Annotated in this window: 11 protein-coding genes; 5 read left to right on the forward strand and 6 right to left on the reverse strand. The window is 68.6% G+C overall.

The annotated features are described in order from the left end of the window. The coding region (locus G3N98_RS11205; protein ID WP_206148198.1) for a MarR family transcriptional regulator at positions 1-405 on the reverse strand (405 nt) is incomplete at its 3' end. A 173-nt stretch (positions 406-578) separates the two neighbouring features. Here G3N98_RS11205 and aceE point away from each other — a divergent pair. Next, a complete protein-coding gene (gene aceE, locus G3N98_RS11210) occupies positions 579-3,263 on the forward strand; it encodes a pyruvate dehydrogenase (acetyl-transferring), homodimeric type (protein ID WP_206148199.1) in 2,685 nt (894 codons plus the stop codon). Between the two features lie 59 nt (positions 3,264-3,322). Here aceE and G3N98_RS11215 read toward each other — a convergent pair whose 3' ends face one another. Genes G3N98_RS11215 through G3N98_RS11225 form a run of 3 tightly spaced genes read right to left on the reverse strand, consistent with a single transcriptional unit; the run spans position 3,323 to position 9,262 of the window. Continuing rightward, positions 3,323-4,852 carry an efflux transporter outer membrane subunit gene (locus G3N98_RS11215; protein WP_206148200.1) on the reverse strand — a complete coding sequence of 510 codons (1,530 nt, stop codon included), beginning with the start codon at positions 4,850-4,852 and terminating at the stop codon, positions 3,323-3,325. Further along, the gene (locus G3N98_RS11220; protein ID WP_206148201.1) at positions 4,849-8,022 is read right to left on the reverse strand and encodes a multidrug efflux RND transporter permease subunit; all 3,174 of its coding nucleotides are present in this window, start codon (positions 8,020-8,022) and stop codon (positions 4,849-4,851) included. Before G3N98_RS11220 ends, G3N98_RS11215 begins: the two co-directional genes overlap by 4 nt. 13 nt (positions 8,023-8,035) lie before the next feature. Beyond that, entirely contained in the window at positions 8,036-9,262 is a 1,227-nt protein-coding gene (locus G3N98_RS11225; RefSeq protein WP_206148202.1) for an efflux RND transporter periplasmic adaptor subunit, read from the reverse strand. An 80-nt stretch (positions 9,263-9,342) separates the two neighbouring features. Here G3N98_RS11225 and soxR point away from each other — a divergent pair, with 80 nt between their 5' ends. Further along, on the forward strand, positions 9,343-9,822 hold the full coding sequence (gene soxR, locus G3N98_RS11230) for a redox-sensitive transcriptional activator SoxR (protein ID WP_124585397.1): 480 nt from the start codon (positions 9,343-9,345) through the stop codon (positions 9,820-9,822). 58 nt (positions 9,823-9,880) lie between these two features. On the opposite strand, the gene G3N98_RS11235 is transcribed toward soxR, so the two are convergent. Beyond that, complete coding sequence (locus G3N98_RS11235; protein WP_206148203.1) at positions 9,881-10,642, reverse strand: SDR family oxidoreductase; 762 nt, start codon at positions 10,640-10,642, stop codon at positions 9,881-9,883. 108 nt (positions 10,643-10,750) lie between these two features. Between G3N98_RS11235 and G3N98_RS11240 the strand changes: the two genes are divergently transcribed. Continuing rightward, complete coding sequence (locus G3N98_RS11240) at positions 10,751-11,662, forward strand: LysR family transcriptional regulator (RefSeq protein WP_206148204.1); 912 nt, start codon at positions 10,751-10,753, stop codon at positions 11,660-11,662. Between the two features lie 24 nt (positions 11,663-11,686). On the opposite strand, the gene G3N98_RS11245 is transcribed toward G3N98_RS11240, so the two are convergent. After that, the gene (locus G3N98_RS11245) at positions 11,687-12,340 is read right to left on the reverse strand and encodes a TetR/AcrR family transcriptional regulator (protein WP_206148205.1); all 654 of its coding nucleotides are present in this window, start codon (positions 12,338-12,340) and stop codon (positions 11,687-11,689) included. Positions 12,341-12,489: 149 nt separating this feature from the next. Between G3N98_RS11245 and G3N98_RS11250 the strand changes: the two genes are divergently transcribed. Together G3N98_RS11250 and G3N98_RS11255 are read left to right on the forward strand one after the other, a co-directional pair. Beyond that, a complete protein-coding gene (locus G3N98_RS11250) occupies positions 12,490-13,782 on the forward strand; it encodes an NAD(P)/FAD-dependent oxidoreductase (protein WP_206148206.1) in 1,293 nt (430 codons plus the stop codon). Between the two features lie 44 nt (positions 13,783-13,826). Further along, positions 13,827-14,225: a DUF3331 domain-containing protein gene (locus G3N98_RS11255; protein ID WP_206148207.1), complete on the forward strand. Its 399-nt coding sequence runs from the start codon at positions 13,827-13,829 to the stop codon at positions 14,223-14,225. Positions 14,226-14,233 lie beyond the last annotated feature (8 nt).

The raw sequence follows: 14,233 nt of genomic DNA on the forward strand, positions 1-14,233 counted from the left end.
TGCGGCGGCCATCGCCGCCTGCTCCTTGCCGCCGAACTGATCGAGAAAGAGTTCCGAGACCGTCGACTGATACACCTTCCACATCTTCTTGCGCAGCGTCCGCCCCTTGTCGGTGATGCTCGCATAGGCGGCGCGGCCATCGTCCGCCGAACGGGCGCGCGTGACGAGCCCCTCCTGTTCGAGCCGGTCGACGAGCCGCGTGAGGTTGTAGCGCTCGATCGCGAGCACGTCGGCCAGCTCGTGCATGCGGCGCGTGCCGTCGGGCCCGCTTTCGAGCCCCCACAACGCGTCGTACCACGCATAGGCCGGCAGGCCGGCCGCCGCAAGGCGGCGCTCGATCTCGCGAATCATCGTCCGGTGTGCGCGGACGAACGAGAACCACAGATCGGGTTCGGGTGCGCTCATGTCAGGTCGTTCCTCTCGTTGAATTGCAGTTGCAATTAAATTTTACCTCGATAACAATTGCCCTCATACGATTGCAATTGCAACCATCTGCCCGCCGATCGGCGGGCGCTCCGTCGCGCGTCGCGGCGCCACGACCGTCGCCCCGCGCAGCCTTATGCTTCTGGAGACACTGCATGACCGCACCTCTCACGCTACCCGACATCGACCCGCAGGAAACCCGCGAATGGCTCGATGCGCTCGAATCCGTGATCGCGCTCGAAGGCCGCCCGCGCGCGCACTACCTGCTCGACCGGCTTTCCGATCTCGACGCGGCACGCCACGGCGACCTGCACGGCCGCGTGACGACCGCGTACGTGAACACGGTGCCGCGTGAACGGCAGCCGGCCTACCCGGGCGATCTCGCGCTCGAACGGCGCCTGAACGCGATGATCCGCTGGAACGCGATGGTGATGGTGCTGCGCGCCGGACGGCTTTCGAACGTCGGCGGGCACATCGCGACCTACCAGTCGGCCGCGGTGCTGTACGACGTCGGCTTCGATCACTTCTTCCGCGGCCGCACCGATACCTTCGACGGCGACATGGTCTACATCCAGGGCCATTCGGCGCCCGGCATCTATGGCCGCGCCTATCTGGAAGGCCGCATCACGGACGCGCAACTCGACAACTTCCGCCGCGAGACCGGCCGCGAAGCGGGACGCGACGGGCTGTCGTCGTATCCGCATCCGCGGCTGATGCCGGATTTCTGGCAATTCCCCACGGTATCGATGGGGCTCGGGCCGCTCACGGCCGCGTATCAGGCGCGCTTCATGCGCTACCTCGAATATCGCGGGCTGAAAGCGCATCAGGGCCGCAAGGTCTGGGCATTCCTCGGCGACGGCGAAATGGACCAGCCGGAATCGCTCGCCGCGATCTCGCTCGCCGGGCGCGAACGGCTCGACAACCTGATCTTCGTCGTCAACTGCAACCTGCAGCGCCTCGACGGCCCCGTGCGCGGCAACGGCAAGGTCATCCAGGAGCTCGAAGGCACGTTCCGCGCGGCGGGCTGGAACGTCATCAAGGTAATCTGGGGCGCCGGCTGGGATCGCCTGCTCGAACGCGACACGACGGGCCTGCTGCGCCAGCGCATGATGGAATGCGTCGACGGCGACTACCAGACCTTCAAGTCGCAGAGCGGCGCGTACGTGCGCGAGCATTTCTTCGGCAAGTATCCCGAGTTGCTCGAACTCGTCGCGGACCTGTCCGACGACGACATCTGGAAACTGGCACGCGGCGGCCACGATCCGGAAAAGGTGCACGCGGCCTATGCGCAGGCGATGCGCGCGGACGGACGGCCGACCGTCGTGCTCGCGAAGACGGTCAAGGGCTTCGGGATGGGCGAAGCCGGCGAAGGCCAGAACGTGAACCACCAGTTGAAGAAGATGAGCGCGGATGCCGTACGCGCGTTTCGTGACCGGTTCGCGCTGCCGGTGAGCGATGCGCAGCTCGACGAACTGCCTTATCTGAAGCCGGAACCGGGCAGCGCCGAGGCACGCTACTTCGCCGAACGCCGTGCCGCACTCGGCGGCCACGTGCCGGCCCGCTTCAGCACCGTGGCGCCGCTGCCGGTACCGCCGCTCGCCGCGTTCGACGGTCAGCTCAAGGACAGCGGCGAGCGCGGGCTGTCGACGACGATGGCGTTCGTGCGCATCCTCGGCACGCTGCTGAAGGACCCGGCACTCGGCAAGCTCGTCGTGCCGATCGTGCCGGACGAATCGCGCACGTTCGGGATGGAGGGCCTGTTCCGCCAGATCGGCATCCACTCGCATCTCGGCCAGCTCTATACGCCGCAGGACGCCGGCCAGCTCAGCTACTACAAGGAAGCGAAGGACGGGCAGATCCTGCAGGAAGGCATCAACGAATCGGGCGCGATCGCGTCGTGGATCGCGGCCGGCACTGCGTACAGCAACCACGGCCTGCCGGCGATCCCGTTCTACATCTTCTATTCGATGTTCGGGTTGCAACGCGTCGGCGACCTCGCGTGGGCAGCCGGCGACGCGCGTACGCGCGGCTTCCTGCTCGGCGCGACGTCGGGCCGCACGACACTGATGGGCGAAGGGTTGCAGCACGACGACGGGCACAGCCACGTGCTGTCGTCGGTGATTCCGAACTGTGTGTCGTATGACCCGACCTATGCGTACGAACTCGCGGTGATCGTGCGCGACGGCCTGCGGCGGATGTTCGCGGAACAGGAAGATGTGTACTACTACATCACGCTGCTCAACGAGAACTATCCGCATCCGGCAATGCCGGACGGCGCGGAAGCCGGCATTCTCAAGGGGCTTTACCTGCTGCGCGAAGGCACGTCGCACACGGTCGAAGCGCCGCATGTGCAGTTGATGGGCAGCGGCGCGATCCTGCGCGAAGTGATCGCCGCGAGCGACCTGCTCGCGCAGGACTTCGGCGTGTCGAGCGACGTGTGGAGCGCGACGAGCCTGAACGAGTTGCGCCGCGACGGGCTTGCCGCGGAACGCTGGAACCTGCTGCATCCCGAGCAGGCGCCGCGCGTGCCGTACGTGCAGCAATGCCTCGACGGCCGCACGGGGCCGGTGGTGGTGGCGACCGACTACATGAAGATCGTCGGCGACCAGATCCGCGGGTTCGTCGACGGCCGGCGCTTCGTATCGCTCGGCACCGACGGCTTCGGCCGCTCGGATACGCGCGACGCGCTGCGCACGTTCTTCGAGGTCGACCGGCACTTCGTCGTGATCGCGGCGTTGAAGGCGCTCGCCGATGACGGTGCGATTCCGCGTGCACGCGTCGGCGAAGCCATCCGGCGCTACGGCATCGACATCGACAAGGTCGATCCGGCCAGCGTGTAATCAAGCGGCGCGCGGCAGGCGGGATTACTCCGACCTGCCGCGCCGCCGCCCTGTCCGCGCTACTGCGCTGACTGCCCCGCCTGCGCGAGCGGGCCTTGCTGCGGGCCCTGCCCGGTTCCCGACGGCCAGCCGCCCGCCAGCGCCTTGTACAACGCCACCGTCGACGACGCGCTGCGCATCTGCCCGTCGGCCGCCGCATCCTGTGCCTGCAGCAGCGTGCGTTGCGCGTCGAGCACTTCGTAGTAGTCGATCGCGCCCGCCGAAAACCGCGCCTGCGCCAGTTGCGCGGCACGCGCGCTGTCGGTCGCGGCCTGCACCAGATGGCCCGTCTCGTCACGCGTGCGGGCGGCGCGCAGCAGCGCGTTCTCCGTTTCCTCCAGCGCCCCGAGCACGGTCTGCCGGTACTGCGCGAGCTGCCCGGCCGCTTCCGCATCGCTCGCGGCGATCCGCGCACGCACGCGGCCGACGTCGAGGAACGACCAGTCGATGCCGAGCGCGATCAGGTTCGTATCGCTGCCCGCGCGGAAGAACCCGTAGCTGCTCGTCGCACTGCCGAGCAGCCCCGACAGCGTGAAGCGCGGAAACAGGTCGGCCGTCGCGACGCCGACGCGTGCGGTCGCCGCGTGCAGCCGTGCCTCGGCGGCCGCGACGTCGGGCCGACGCCGCAGCAGGTCGCCCGGCGTGCCGGGATCGATGTCGGCGGCCAGCGCCGGCAGCGGCACCGGTGTGCCCGCCGACACGGCGGCCTTCGGGAGATCGAAGCGGCCGATCAGCGCGTCCGGCGTCTGTCCGGTCAGCACCGCGAGCCGGTGCTCGTCGACGCCGATCGCCGCTTCGTACACGGCGATCCGCGACGTCGTCGATTCGTATTGCGCGCGGGCCCGCGCCGCATCGAGTTCGGAGCCTCTCCCCGCGCCGACGCGCGCATTGATCAGCGCGAGCGTCTGCTTCTGGTTGTCGGCGTTCTCGCGCGCGATCCGCAGCCGCTCCTGCGAGCCGCGCAGATCGACGTACGTGCTCGCCACCTCGCCGGCGATCGCGACGCGCACCGCGCGCACGTCCGCCGCGCTGGCGGCCGTTTCCGCACGCTGCGACTCGATCGAACGGCGCACGCGGCCGAACAGGTCGAGCTCCCACGCCGCATTGATCCCGACGCTGGACGTCGGCGTATCGCGCTGGCTGCGCGGCGCGCCGAACGCCTGGTCCTTGCTCATCAGTTGATGGCCGATGTGTCCGCTCGCGGTGATCGTCGGGTAACGATCGAACGTCGCCTGTGACAGCAGCGCATTCGATGCGTCGTAGCGCGACACGGCGACCTGCAGGTCCTGGTTAGCCGCGAGCGCCGTGTCGATCAGCTGCGTCAGCGCAGGATCGCCGAAGCCGCGCCAGAACGCGGCATCGGCATCGGCCGACGCGTCGGGCGGCATATCCGGCGTATCCGGCGTCATACCGGACGACCCCGCCGGATGCGCATCGCGCGCGAACCGCGCGGCCGTGGCCGTGTCGGGCCGCTTGAAATCGGGGCCGACTGCGCACGCGGCGAGCGTCACCGACATCGCGAGCGCGGAAAGACGAAAAACGGCGCTCATCGGTTTTCTCCTTCGAGGGTGCCGTGGTGTTCGCTCCACACGGCCGGCGCGCCGCCCGCGAGCTTGCGGATCGCCACATAGAACACGGGCGTCAGGAACAGCCCGAACAGCGTGACGCCCAGCATCCCCGCAAACACGGTGATGCCGGTGGCCGCGCGCACTTCGCTGCCCGCGCCGCCGCCGATCAGCAGCGGCACCGAGCCCGCGATGAACGCGACCGACGTCATCACGATCGGGCGCAGCCGCAGCTTGCACGCTTCGAGCGCGGCGTCGATCACGCCCTTGCCCTGGATTTCGAGCTCGCGCGCGAACTCGACGATCAGGATCGCGTTCTTGCACGCCAGCCCCATCAGCACGACCAGACCGACCTGCACGAACACGTTGTTGTCGCCCCCCGACAGCCACACGCCGAACAGCGCGGCGCAGATGCACACGGGCACGATCAGGATCACCGCGAGCGGCAGCGTCCAGCTCTCGTACAACGACGCGAGCACGAGGAACACGAGCATCACCGCGAGCGGGAACACGACGATCGCCGCGTTGCTCTGCGTGACCTGCTGGTAACTGAGGTCGGTCCATTCGAGCGTGATGCCGGGCGGCAGCACGTCCTTCGCGATCTGCTGCAGCTTCTCGATCGCCTGCGACGACGACATCACCTTCGGATCGGCGTCGCCGATCAGGTTCGCGGCCGGATAGCCGTTGTATCGCACCACCGGGTCAGGCCCGTACGCCGGCGCCACCGTCACCATCGAGCCGATCGGCACCATCTCGCCCTTCGCGTTGCGCGTGCGCAGGTTCGCGATGTCGGCGGCCGTCTGCCGGTGGCCGGCATCCGCCTGCGCCATCACGCGGTACACGCGGCCGAACAGGTTGAAGTCGTTCACGTACATCGAGCCGAGATAGACCTGCAGCGTGCTGAACAGGTCGGTCAGCGCGACGCCCTGCGCCTTCGCCTTCAACCGGTCGACCTTCACCTCGAGCTGCGGGATGTTCGCCTGGTACGAGCTGACCGGGTAGCTCATCCCCGGCGTCTTCGCGACCGCGCCCTGGAATGCGGTGAGCGCATTCTGCAAGGCCCCGTAGCCGAGCCCGCCGCGATCCTCCAGGTACAGCGAATAGCCCGAGCCGTTGCCGAGGCCCTGGATCGGCGGCGGCATCAGCGCATAGGTGATGCCGCCGCCGATGGCCGCGAAGCGCGCGTTCAGGTCCGCGTTGATCTGCGCGGCGCTGCGGTGGCGCTGGTCGAACGGCTTCAGGATCACGTACGAGTTCGTGATGTTCGGCGTGTTCACGCCCTGCAGCGCATTCAGCCCGGCAAACGCCGGCATCATCTCGACACCGTCGGTGCCGAGCGCGATCTTCGTCATCTGCTCGGTCACCTCGCTGGTGCGCGCGAGCGACGCGCCTTCCGGCAGCTTCGCGCCCGCGAACAGGTACAGCTTGTCCTGCACGGGGATGAAGCCGCCCGGCACCGCGTTGAGCAGCAGCGCGGTGGCCGCGAGCAGCACCGCATAGACCGCGAACACCACGCCGCGCCGCTTCAGCGTGCGGCCGACGAAGCCGTGATAGCGATCGGAACTGCGGTCGAAGAAGCGGTTGAACGGATGGAACAGCCAGCCGAACGCGCGGTCGAGCCCGCGCGTGAGCGCATCCTTCGGCGCATCGTGCGGACGCAGCAGCTTCGCGGCGAGCGCGGGCGACAGCGTCAGCGAGTTGATCGCGGAGATCACCGTCGAGATCGCGATCGTCACCGCGAACTGCCGGTAGAACTGGCCCGTGACGCCGGACATGAACGCCATCGGCACGAACACCGCGCACAGCACGAGCGCGATCGCGACGATCGGCCCCGACACCTCGCGCATCGCCTGGTGCGCGGCGTCGCGCGGGCTCAGGCCCTGCGCGATGTTGCGCTCGACGTTCTCGACGACCACGATCGCATCGTCGACGACGATCCCGATCGCCAGTACCAGCCCGAACAGCGTCAGCGTGTTGATCGAATAGCCGAGCAGATAGAGCCACGCGAACGTGCCGACCACCGACACGGGCACCGCGACGAGCGGGATGATCGACGCGCGCCACGTCTGCAGGAACAGGATCACGACGAGCACGACCAGCACCACGGCCTCGATCAGCGTGTGCTGCACCGCGCGGATCGATTCGCGCACGAACACCGTCGGATCCCACACGGGCCGGTACGCAACGCCGGGCGGAAAGCGCTTCGACAGTTCGTCGAACTTCGCATACACGGCCTTCGCGACCTCGAGCGCGTTCGCGCCCGGCGACAGGAAGATGCCGACCACCGCCGATGGCTTGTCGTTGAAATACGAGCGCAGCGTGTAGTCGCCCGCGCCGAGTTCGACGCGCGCGACGTCGGACAGCTTCACGACCTGCCCGTCGTCGCCGGTGCGCAGCACGATGTCGCCGAACTCCTGCACCGTGCGCAGCCGGCCGCGCACGTTGATCGACAGCAGGAAGTCGTTCTTCTTCGGCGACGGCTCCGCGCCGAGCTGGCCGGCCGACACCTGCACGTTCTGCTCGCGCACGGCGGCAATCACGTCGCTCGCGGTCAGCCCGCGCGACGCGAGCCGGTTCGGGTCGAGCCACAGCCGCATCGCATAGTCGCCGGAACCGGACAGGCCGACGTCGCCGACACCCGTGAGCCGCGACAGCTCGTCCTTCACGTGCAGCGTCAGGTAGTTGCGCAGGTACAGCGAATCGCGGCTGTTGTCCGGCGAATACAGGCTCACGTACATCAGCGGCGTGGGCGACTGCTTCTGCGTGGTCACGCCGTACTGGCGCACCTCGTCGGGCAGGCGCGACAGCGCCTGGCTCACGCGGTTCTGCACGCGCACGGCGGCCGTGTCGGGGTCGACGCCCTGCAGGAACGTGACGACCACCTGCAGGCTGCCGTCGGAACCGGCGACCGACTTCATGTACATGATGCCTTCGACGCCGTTGATCGCCTCTTCCAGCGGTTCGGCGACCGATTCGGCGATTTCCTTCGGGTTCGCGCCCGGGTACGTCGCTCGCACGACGACGCTCGGCGGCACGACTTCCGGGTATTCGCCGGCGGGCAGCATCGGGATCGAGATCAGGCCGATCGCGAAGATGACGATCGACAGCACGACCGCGAAGATCGGCCGGTCGATGAAGAATCGGGAGAAATCCATTGGCTGTCTCCCGTTACTGCGCGGCCGGCGCGCCGGCATCGGCGACGGCCTGCGCGCCGTTGACCGGCCCGTTGCCCGCGCCATTGCCGGCACCGGCGTCGGCGCGTGCGGGCAGCGTCTTCGGCTTCACCTGCGCGCCCGGATAGTAGATCCGCTGCATGCCGTCGACGACCACGCGGTCGCCCGCCTGGATCCCCTTCTCGATGATCCGCTCGCCCTCCACCCCGCGGCCGATCGTCACGTCGCGGCGCAGCGCCTTGTCGCCGGGCCCGATCACATACACGTACTTGCGGTCCTGGTCGGTGAGCACGGCCTTGTCGTCGACGAGCAGCGCATCCTGGTCGCGGCCGCTGACGAGCTGCACGCGCGCATACAGGCCCGGCGTAAACGTATGGTCCTCATTCGGCAGCCGCACGCGCGCGCGGATCGTGCCCGTTTGCGGGTCGAGCCGGTTGTCGAGGAAGTCGACGGTGCCCGCATGCGGGAAGCCCGTCTCGTTCGCGAGGCCCACGCGCACCGGATCGGCGCCGATTGCGCGATGTTTCGGATCGGCGCGCCGCGCGTTGTAGCGCAGGTAGCTCTGTTCGTCGCAGTCGAAATACACGTAGACGGGGTTCTGCGACACGACCGTCGTCAGCAGCGTGTCGTCCGCGCGCGCCAGGTTGCCGACGGTGGCGACCGCGCGGCCGACGCGGCCCGCGATCGGCGCGCGCACTTCGGTGAAGCCGAGATTGAGCTTCGCATCCGCGACGGCCGCGTCGGCCGCCTGCAGGTCCGCACGCGCCTGCTCGGCGGTGGCGCGCGCGTTGTCGAGTTCTTCCTGCGACGTCGCATGCGCATCGATCAGCGTCTGCACGCGCTTGAGCTGCACGTTCGCGAGGCTCGCGGCCGCACGGGCCCGCTGCAGCTGCGCATTGGCGCGATCGAGCGCGATCCGGTACGGGCGCGGGTCGATCTCGAACAGCAGCGCGCCCTGCGCGACCAGGTCGCCTTCCTTGTAGGCGACGCGCTGCAGGTAGCCGCTCACGCGCGGCCGCAGTTCGACCGCGTCGACCGCTTCGACGCGTCCGTTGAATTCGTCCGCGAGGCGGATCGTGCGCGGTGCGATGGTGGCGACGCCGACTTCGGGAAGGGATTGAGCCGACGATGCGCCTTTGCCGTCGTGACAGCCCGACAACGCCAGCAGCAGTGCACAGGCCGCGCCCAAAGGCGACGTCCTGCGTAGGGATAAGGAGAGCATGATGCCTCGCGACGGGTTAAACTGCCGCGTAGCATAAAAGTTGAAGTTAACTTTAAGTCAAGTTTTCCCGGAGGGGCAACATGGGTATCCAGGAAACACCGCAATGGCCGCTGATGTCGATCCGCGAAGTGGCCGCGCGCAGCGGCGTGCCGGCGTCGACACTACGGTTCTACGAGACGCGCGGGCTCATCAAGTCGCACCGCAACGGCTCGAGCCATCGCCACTATTCGCGCGCGGTGCTGCGGCTGATCGCGTTCATCGTGTTCGCGCAGAAGATCGGCTATTCGCTCGACGAGATCGCCGAGCAACTCGTCAGCCTCCCCGAGGACACCGCGCCGAGCAACAAGGACTGGCAGCGGCTGTCGCGCGGCTGGAAGCAGCGCGTCGCGAGCCGGATCGAGGAGTTGCAGCGCCTGTACATCAACCTCGACGAATGCATCGGCTGCGGCTGCCTGTCGCTGAAGCGTTGCAAGCTGACGAACCCGGAAGACCGCGCGGGCCGCAACGGGCCCGGCGCGCGCCGCTGGCTCGGCGACAAGCCGCCCACGGATATCGAATGACCGGCGGGCCGGATGTGGCGCGCGATGCCGCCGCATCCGGCCACCTGGGTAGATTGCGTCACCCGACCCGCCAGCCGCCGTTCACCGCGATCGTCGCACCGGTGACGAACGACGCACGCGGCCCGGCGAGCCACGCAACCGCGTCCGCGATATCGTCCGGATGCCCGGCGCGGCCGGCCGGCGTCTGCTCTCGGATCGTCGCCGCAATGGCCGGCGCGACGCCGCTTTCGCCGAAGAAGCGCGTGTCGGCGATATAGCCGGGCGCGACCGTATTGACCGTGGCGCCGCGCGGCCCGAGTTCGCGCGCGAGCGCGACGGTGAACCCTTCGACGCCGGCCTTCGCCGCCGCGTACGCCAGGCCACCCGGCAGCAGGCTGCCGGCGCGCGCCGCGATCGAACCGATGTTGACGATCCTCGCGGCGCGCTCGGCCAGGTGCGGCAGCACCGCCATGGTCGTCACGAACAGGCTTTTCAGGTTCGCGTCGAGCACGGCGTCCCACACGCGCTCGGCCTCGCCTGCCTCCGTATCCGCGCCGACGCGGCCGGTCGCCCCCGCGTTGTTGACCAGTACGTCGATGCAACGGCACTGCGCGACGATCGCGGCAACCGCCGCCTCCGCTTCGCACCGCACGCTCAGATCGGCCGCCCGCCCGATCGCCACGCCGCCGAGACGCGCAACTGCCGCCTCCAGCCGCGCCGCGTCGCGCCCGACGATCGCGACCCGATACCCGTCCTCCACCAGCCGGCGCGCGATTGCGAAGCCGATCCCGCTCGACCCGCCCGTGACGATTGCCGTTCGCTGCTGTTCGATCCCTGTCATGACCTGCCCTCCCGAATGTCGACCGTTGATGACAAGGCCATTCTGGGCAGCACAGTGCGATAGTTAAAATACGAATTCGATGATCCACTGATACGCGAAAGGTATCGCATGATCGATCTACGCCAGTTCAGGCAATTCATCGCGGTCGCCGAGACGCTCAGTTTCCGGCGTGCGGCCGAGCGGCTGCACATGGCGCAACCGCCGCTCAGCGCGGCGATCCGCAAGCTCGAGGACGAGCTGGGCGTCGTGCTGTTCGAGCGCGACAACCGCGGCACGGCGCTCACGCCGGCCGGCGACGCGTTCCTGCTCGAAGCACGGCGCGCGCTCGAACAGGCCGAGCGCGCGGTGGCCGTGGCCCGCCGCGCGGGCGCCGGCCTCGGCGGCACGCTACGGTTGCGTTTCGTCGACAGCACGGTCAACGCGCTGCTGCCGCTGATCCTCCGCGCGTTCCAGGAACGCCATCCGGACGTCGATTTCCAGCTCGAGGAAGGCACGACCGCCGAGCAGGTGCTCGCGCTGCGCCAGGACCGCACGGACGTCGGCCTCGTCGTGCTGCCGGTGGCCGATGCGGGCGACGTGCGCGTCGAGCCGCTGCTGCGCGACCGGATGGTCGCCGCGCTGCCCGACGGTCACCGGCTCGCACACCGCCGGCGCATTGCGCTTGCCGAACTGGCGGACGAACCGTGGGTCATGTTTGCCGCGCACCACGGGCCCGGCATGCACGCGCTGATCGTGACCGCATGCGCGCAGGCCGGCTTCGCGCCGCGCATCGTCCAGCAGCCGCGCCAGATGCAGACGACGGCCGGGCTCGTCGCGGGCGGCATCGGCGTCGCGCTGATGCCGCGCCTGTTCGTGCCGATGCAGCCGCAAGGCATTACGTTCTGCGAACTGAAGGATGCGGGCAGCCCGCTCGCGTACGAGCTGGCGATCGCGTATCGGACGCCCTCGCCGCTCGTCGATGCGTTGCGCGAGACCGCACGAAGCGCGGTGCGCGAACTGGGGCTGGTGCTGGCGACGTGACCGCGCGCGTCACGCGCGCGGCGCTCAGCCGCCGACGACGTTGAATGCAATGTCCACCACGGCCTGCCGGAACGCGTCCTGCCGCGTGGGCAGCGACGTGTACTCCAGCATCATGTGACTGTATGACACGGTCGTGCCGATCGCGCTCGCGATCATGAAGAACAGCACCGCCGGATCGACCGGGCGGATCACACCGGCCTCTACCGCCTCCGACAGCAGCGGGAACATCACGTCGTAATACGGGCGCACGAGCCGCTCCTGCAACCGGTCGAGCCGCGCGCCCACTTCGGTCGCCGCCGTCGAGAAAAACATGCCCAGGTCGGGCTCGTCGAACTCGTGGTCGACACACAGCTCGATCGCGCGCCGTACACGGTCGCGTTGCGGCAGCGGCGACGTGCGCAACGCGCGCAGCGCGTCGAACATCGGCTCGGCCAGCTCGGCGATCTGCTCGACGACCGCCAGCCACAACGTTTCCTTCGTCCCGAAATGGTGCGCGATCAGCGCCGCATCGACGCCCAGCTCGCGCGCGACTTCGCGCACGCTCGTGGCGTCGTAGCCACGCTTCGCGAACGTGCGGCGCGCGGCCCGCAATATCACGTCCGGCCCCACGGACGCCCCGGCCAGCGGCCGCCCTCGCATACGCCGCTTGGCCGGCGCGCGCTCAGTGACTTCAGCCACGTCTTCCTGCTCTCCTTGAATGATTCGAATACCCGTGTTCCGGCCCCGCGTGAGCGATGCCGAACACCGGGTGACCCGCCCCGCTCCGTTGACACGCGAAGCCGGGAAGCGCTAGGATCATACCTTATTCATCACGTGATGATTTATCCATGACAACCCCTACACGCATCGTCATCGTCGGCGGCGGGATCGCCGGCCTGCAGCTCGCCACCCGCCTGGGCGAGCGCCTCGGCCGGTCCGGGCGCGCCCAGGTGACCGTCGTCGACCGCAGCCCGACCCACATCTGGAAGCCGATGCTGCACACGATCGCGGCCGGGACGCGCGACGTGCAGCAGCAGCAGGTAATCTTCCTCGCCCATGCACGTGATCACGGTTACTCGTACCAGCCCGGCGAACTGACGGGGCTCGATCGCGCGCGCCGCCGCGTGCAGCTCGGCGAGATCCGCTCGCAGGATGGCGAACTCGTGCTCGACGCACGCGAACTCGAATACGACGTGCTGATCCTCGCGCTCGGCAGCCAGGCCAACGATTTCGGCGTGCCGGGCGTGCGCGAGCACTGCTATTTCATCGACAGTCAGAAGCAGGCCGAGACCTTCAACGAAGCGTTGCGGATGCGCGTATTTCGCAGCATCGCGCGCGACGAGCCGTTTCGCGTCGCGATCGTCGGCGCGGGCGCGACCGGCGTGGAACTCGCGGCGGAGCTGAGCCGCTTGCTGGAAGTGGCACAGGCGTACCGTGACGCGACGGTGCGCGAGCGGCTGCAGCTCACGCTGCTCGAGAGCGGCCCGCGCATCCTCGCCGCGTTTCCGCCGCGGATTTCCGCGTCGGCGCAGCGGCGGCTCGAACAGATCGGCTTTCATGTGCTGACGTCCACCCGCGTCACGTCGGCCGACGCAAACGGCTTTCACTACGGCGACGGTTCGTTCGCGGAAGCGGACCTGATGGTATGGGCAGCCGGCGTGAAGGCGCCCGATTTCATGCAGGCGCTCGACGGGCTCGACACGAATCGCGCGAACCAGATCGTCGTCGGGCCGACGCTGCAGGCCACCGGCGACGAGCACGTGTTCGCGATCGGCGACTGCGCGAGCCTGCTGCCCGACGGCCAGGAACGGCCGCTGCCGCCCACCGCGCAAGTCGCGACGCAACAGGCCGAGCATCTCGCGAAGCACCTGCCCGCGTGGCTCGACGGCACGCCGATTCCGCCGTTCGCGTTCCACGATTTCGGCGCGCTCGTGTCGATCAGCGACTACGACGCGTTCGGCACGCTCGGGCAGTTCGGGTTCTTTCGCGGCGGCTTCATCCAGGGGCGTTTCGCGCAATTCAGCCACCTGATGCTCTACCGGCGGCACCAGCAGGCGCTGCACGGCTTCTCCAAGGCGACCCTGCTGTGGATCGCCGAACGGATCAACGGCTGCGTGCAGCCGCGCATCCGCCTGTCGTGATACCGCACGTGGCGGTGTCGCATAACGTTTCGAGGAAAACCGACATGAACAACCGTTTAGCGCCCTGGCTCATGACCGTCGCCGCGATCAGCAGCTTCGACATGCCGTCCGTCTCGTGGGGCGTGCCGCGGCGGCGCAGCGTCACGCGCGACCGGCTGCCGTCGTGGGACGCGACGAGCCAGCCGTCCATCAGCGTGCTCGAGCGGCCCACGGCCGACACCGTGATGATTTCATGGCGCGACGCCTGCACCGGGCACTACGGTTATCAGAAGTGGCGGCTGTTCACCACGCGCAAGCGCGGCGTGTGCGCGCTGTCGGGGCAGCCCATCGAGATCGGCGACAGCGTCTATGCGCCGCAATTGCTCGGCTCGACGCCGGGCAACGCCGCCGCGATGGTGCTGGCCGCGTGCATCGACGCGGCCCGCCCCGCCGAGGCGGCCTGACAGCCCGG

Source organism: Burkholderia sp. Tr-20390, assembly GCF_017104595.1.
Classification (GTDB): domain Bacteria; phylum Pseudomonadota; class Gammaproteobacteria; order Burkholderiales; family Burkholderiaceae; genus Burkholderia.

What these genes read in the sequence shown, in the direction of transcription:
- aceE (WP_206148199.1), top strand. Translation starts at nt 579, where the DNA reads ATGACCGCACCTCTCACGCTACCCGACATCGACCCGCAGGAAACCCGC.
- G3N98_RS11235 (WP_206148203.1), bottom strand. Translation starts at nt 10,642, where the DNA reads ATGACAGGGATCGAACAGCAGCGAACGGCAATCGTCACGGGCGGGTCG.
- G3N98_RS11240 (WP_206148204.1), top strand. Translation starts at nt 10,751, where the DNA reads ATGATCGATCTACGCCAGTTCAGGCAATTCATCGCGGTCGCCGAGACG.
- G3N98_RS11215 (WP_206148200.1), bottom strand. Translation starts at nt 4,852, where the DNA reads ATGAGCGCCGTTTTTCGTCTTTCCGCGCTCGCGATGTCGGTGACGCTC.
- soxR (WP_124585397.1), top strand. Translation starts at nt 9,343, where the DNA reads ATGGGTATCCAGGAAACACCGCAATGGCCGCTGATGTCGATCCGCGAA.
- G3N98_RS11225 (WP_206148202.1), bottom strand. Translation starts at nt 9,262, where the DNA reads ATGCTCTCCTTATCCCTACGCAGGACGTCGCCTTTGGGCGCGGCCTGT.
- G3N98_RS11220 (WP_206148201.1), bottom strand. Translation starts at nt 8,022, where the DNA reads ATGGATTTCTCCCGATTCTTCATCGACCGGCCGATCTTCGCGGTCGTG.
- G3N98_RS11255 (WP_206148207.1), top strand. Translation starts at nt 13,827, where the DNA reads ATGAACAACCGTTTAGCGCCCTGGCTCATGACCGTCGCCGCGATCAGC.
- G3N98_RS11250 (WP_206148206.1), top strand. Translation starts at nt 12,490, where the DNA reads ATGACAACCCCTACACGCATCGTCATCGTCGGCGGCGGGATCGCCGGC.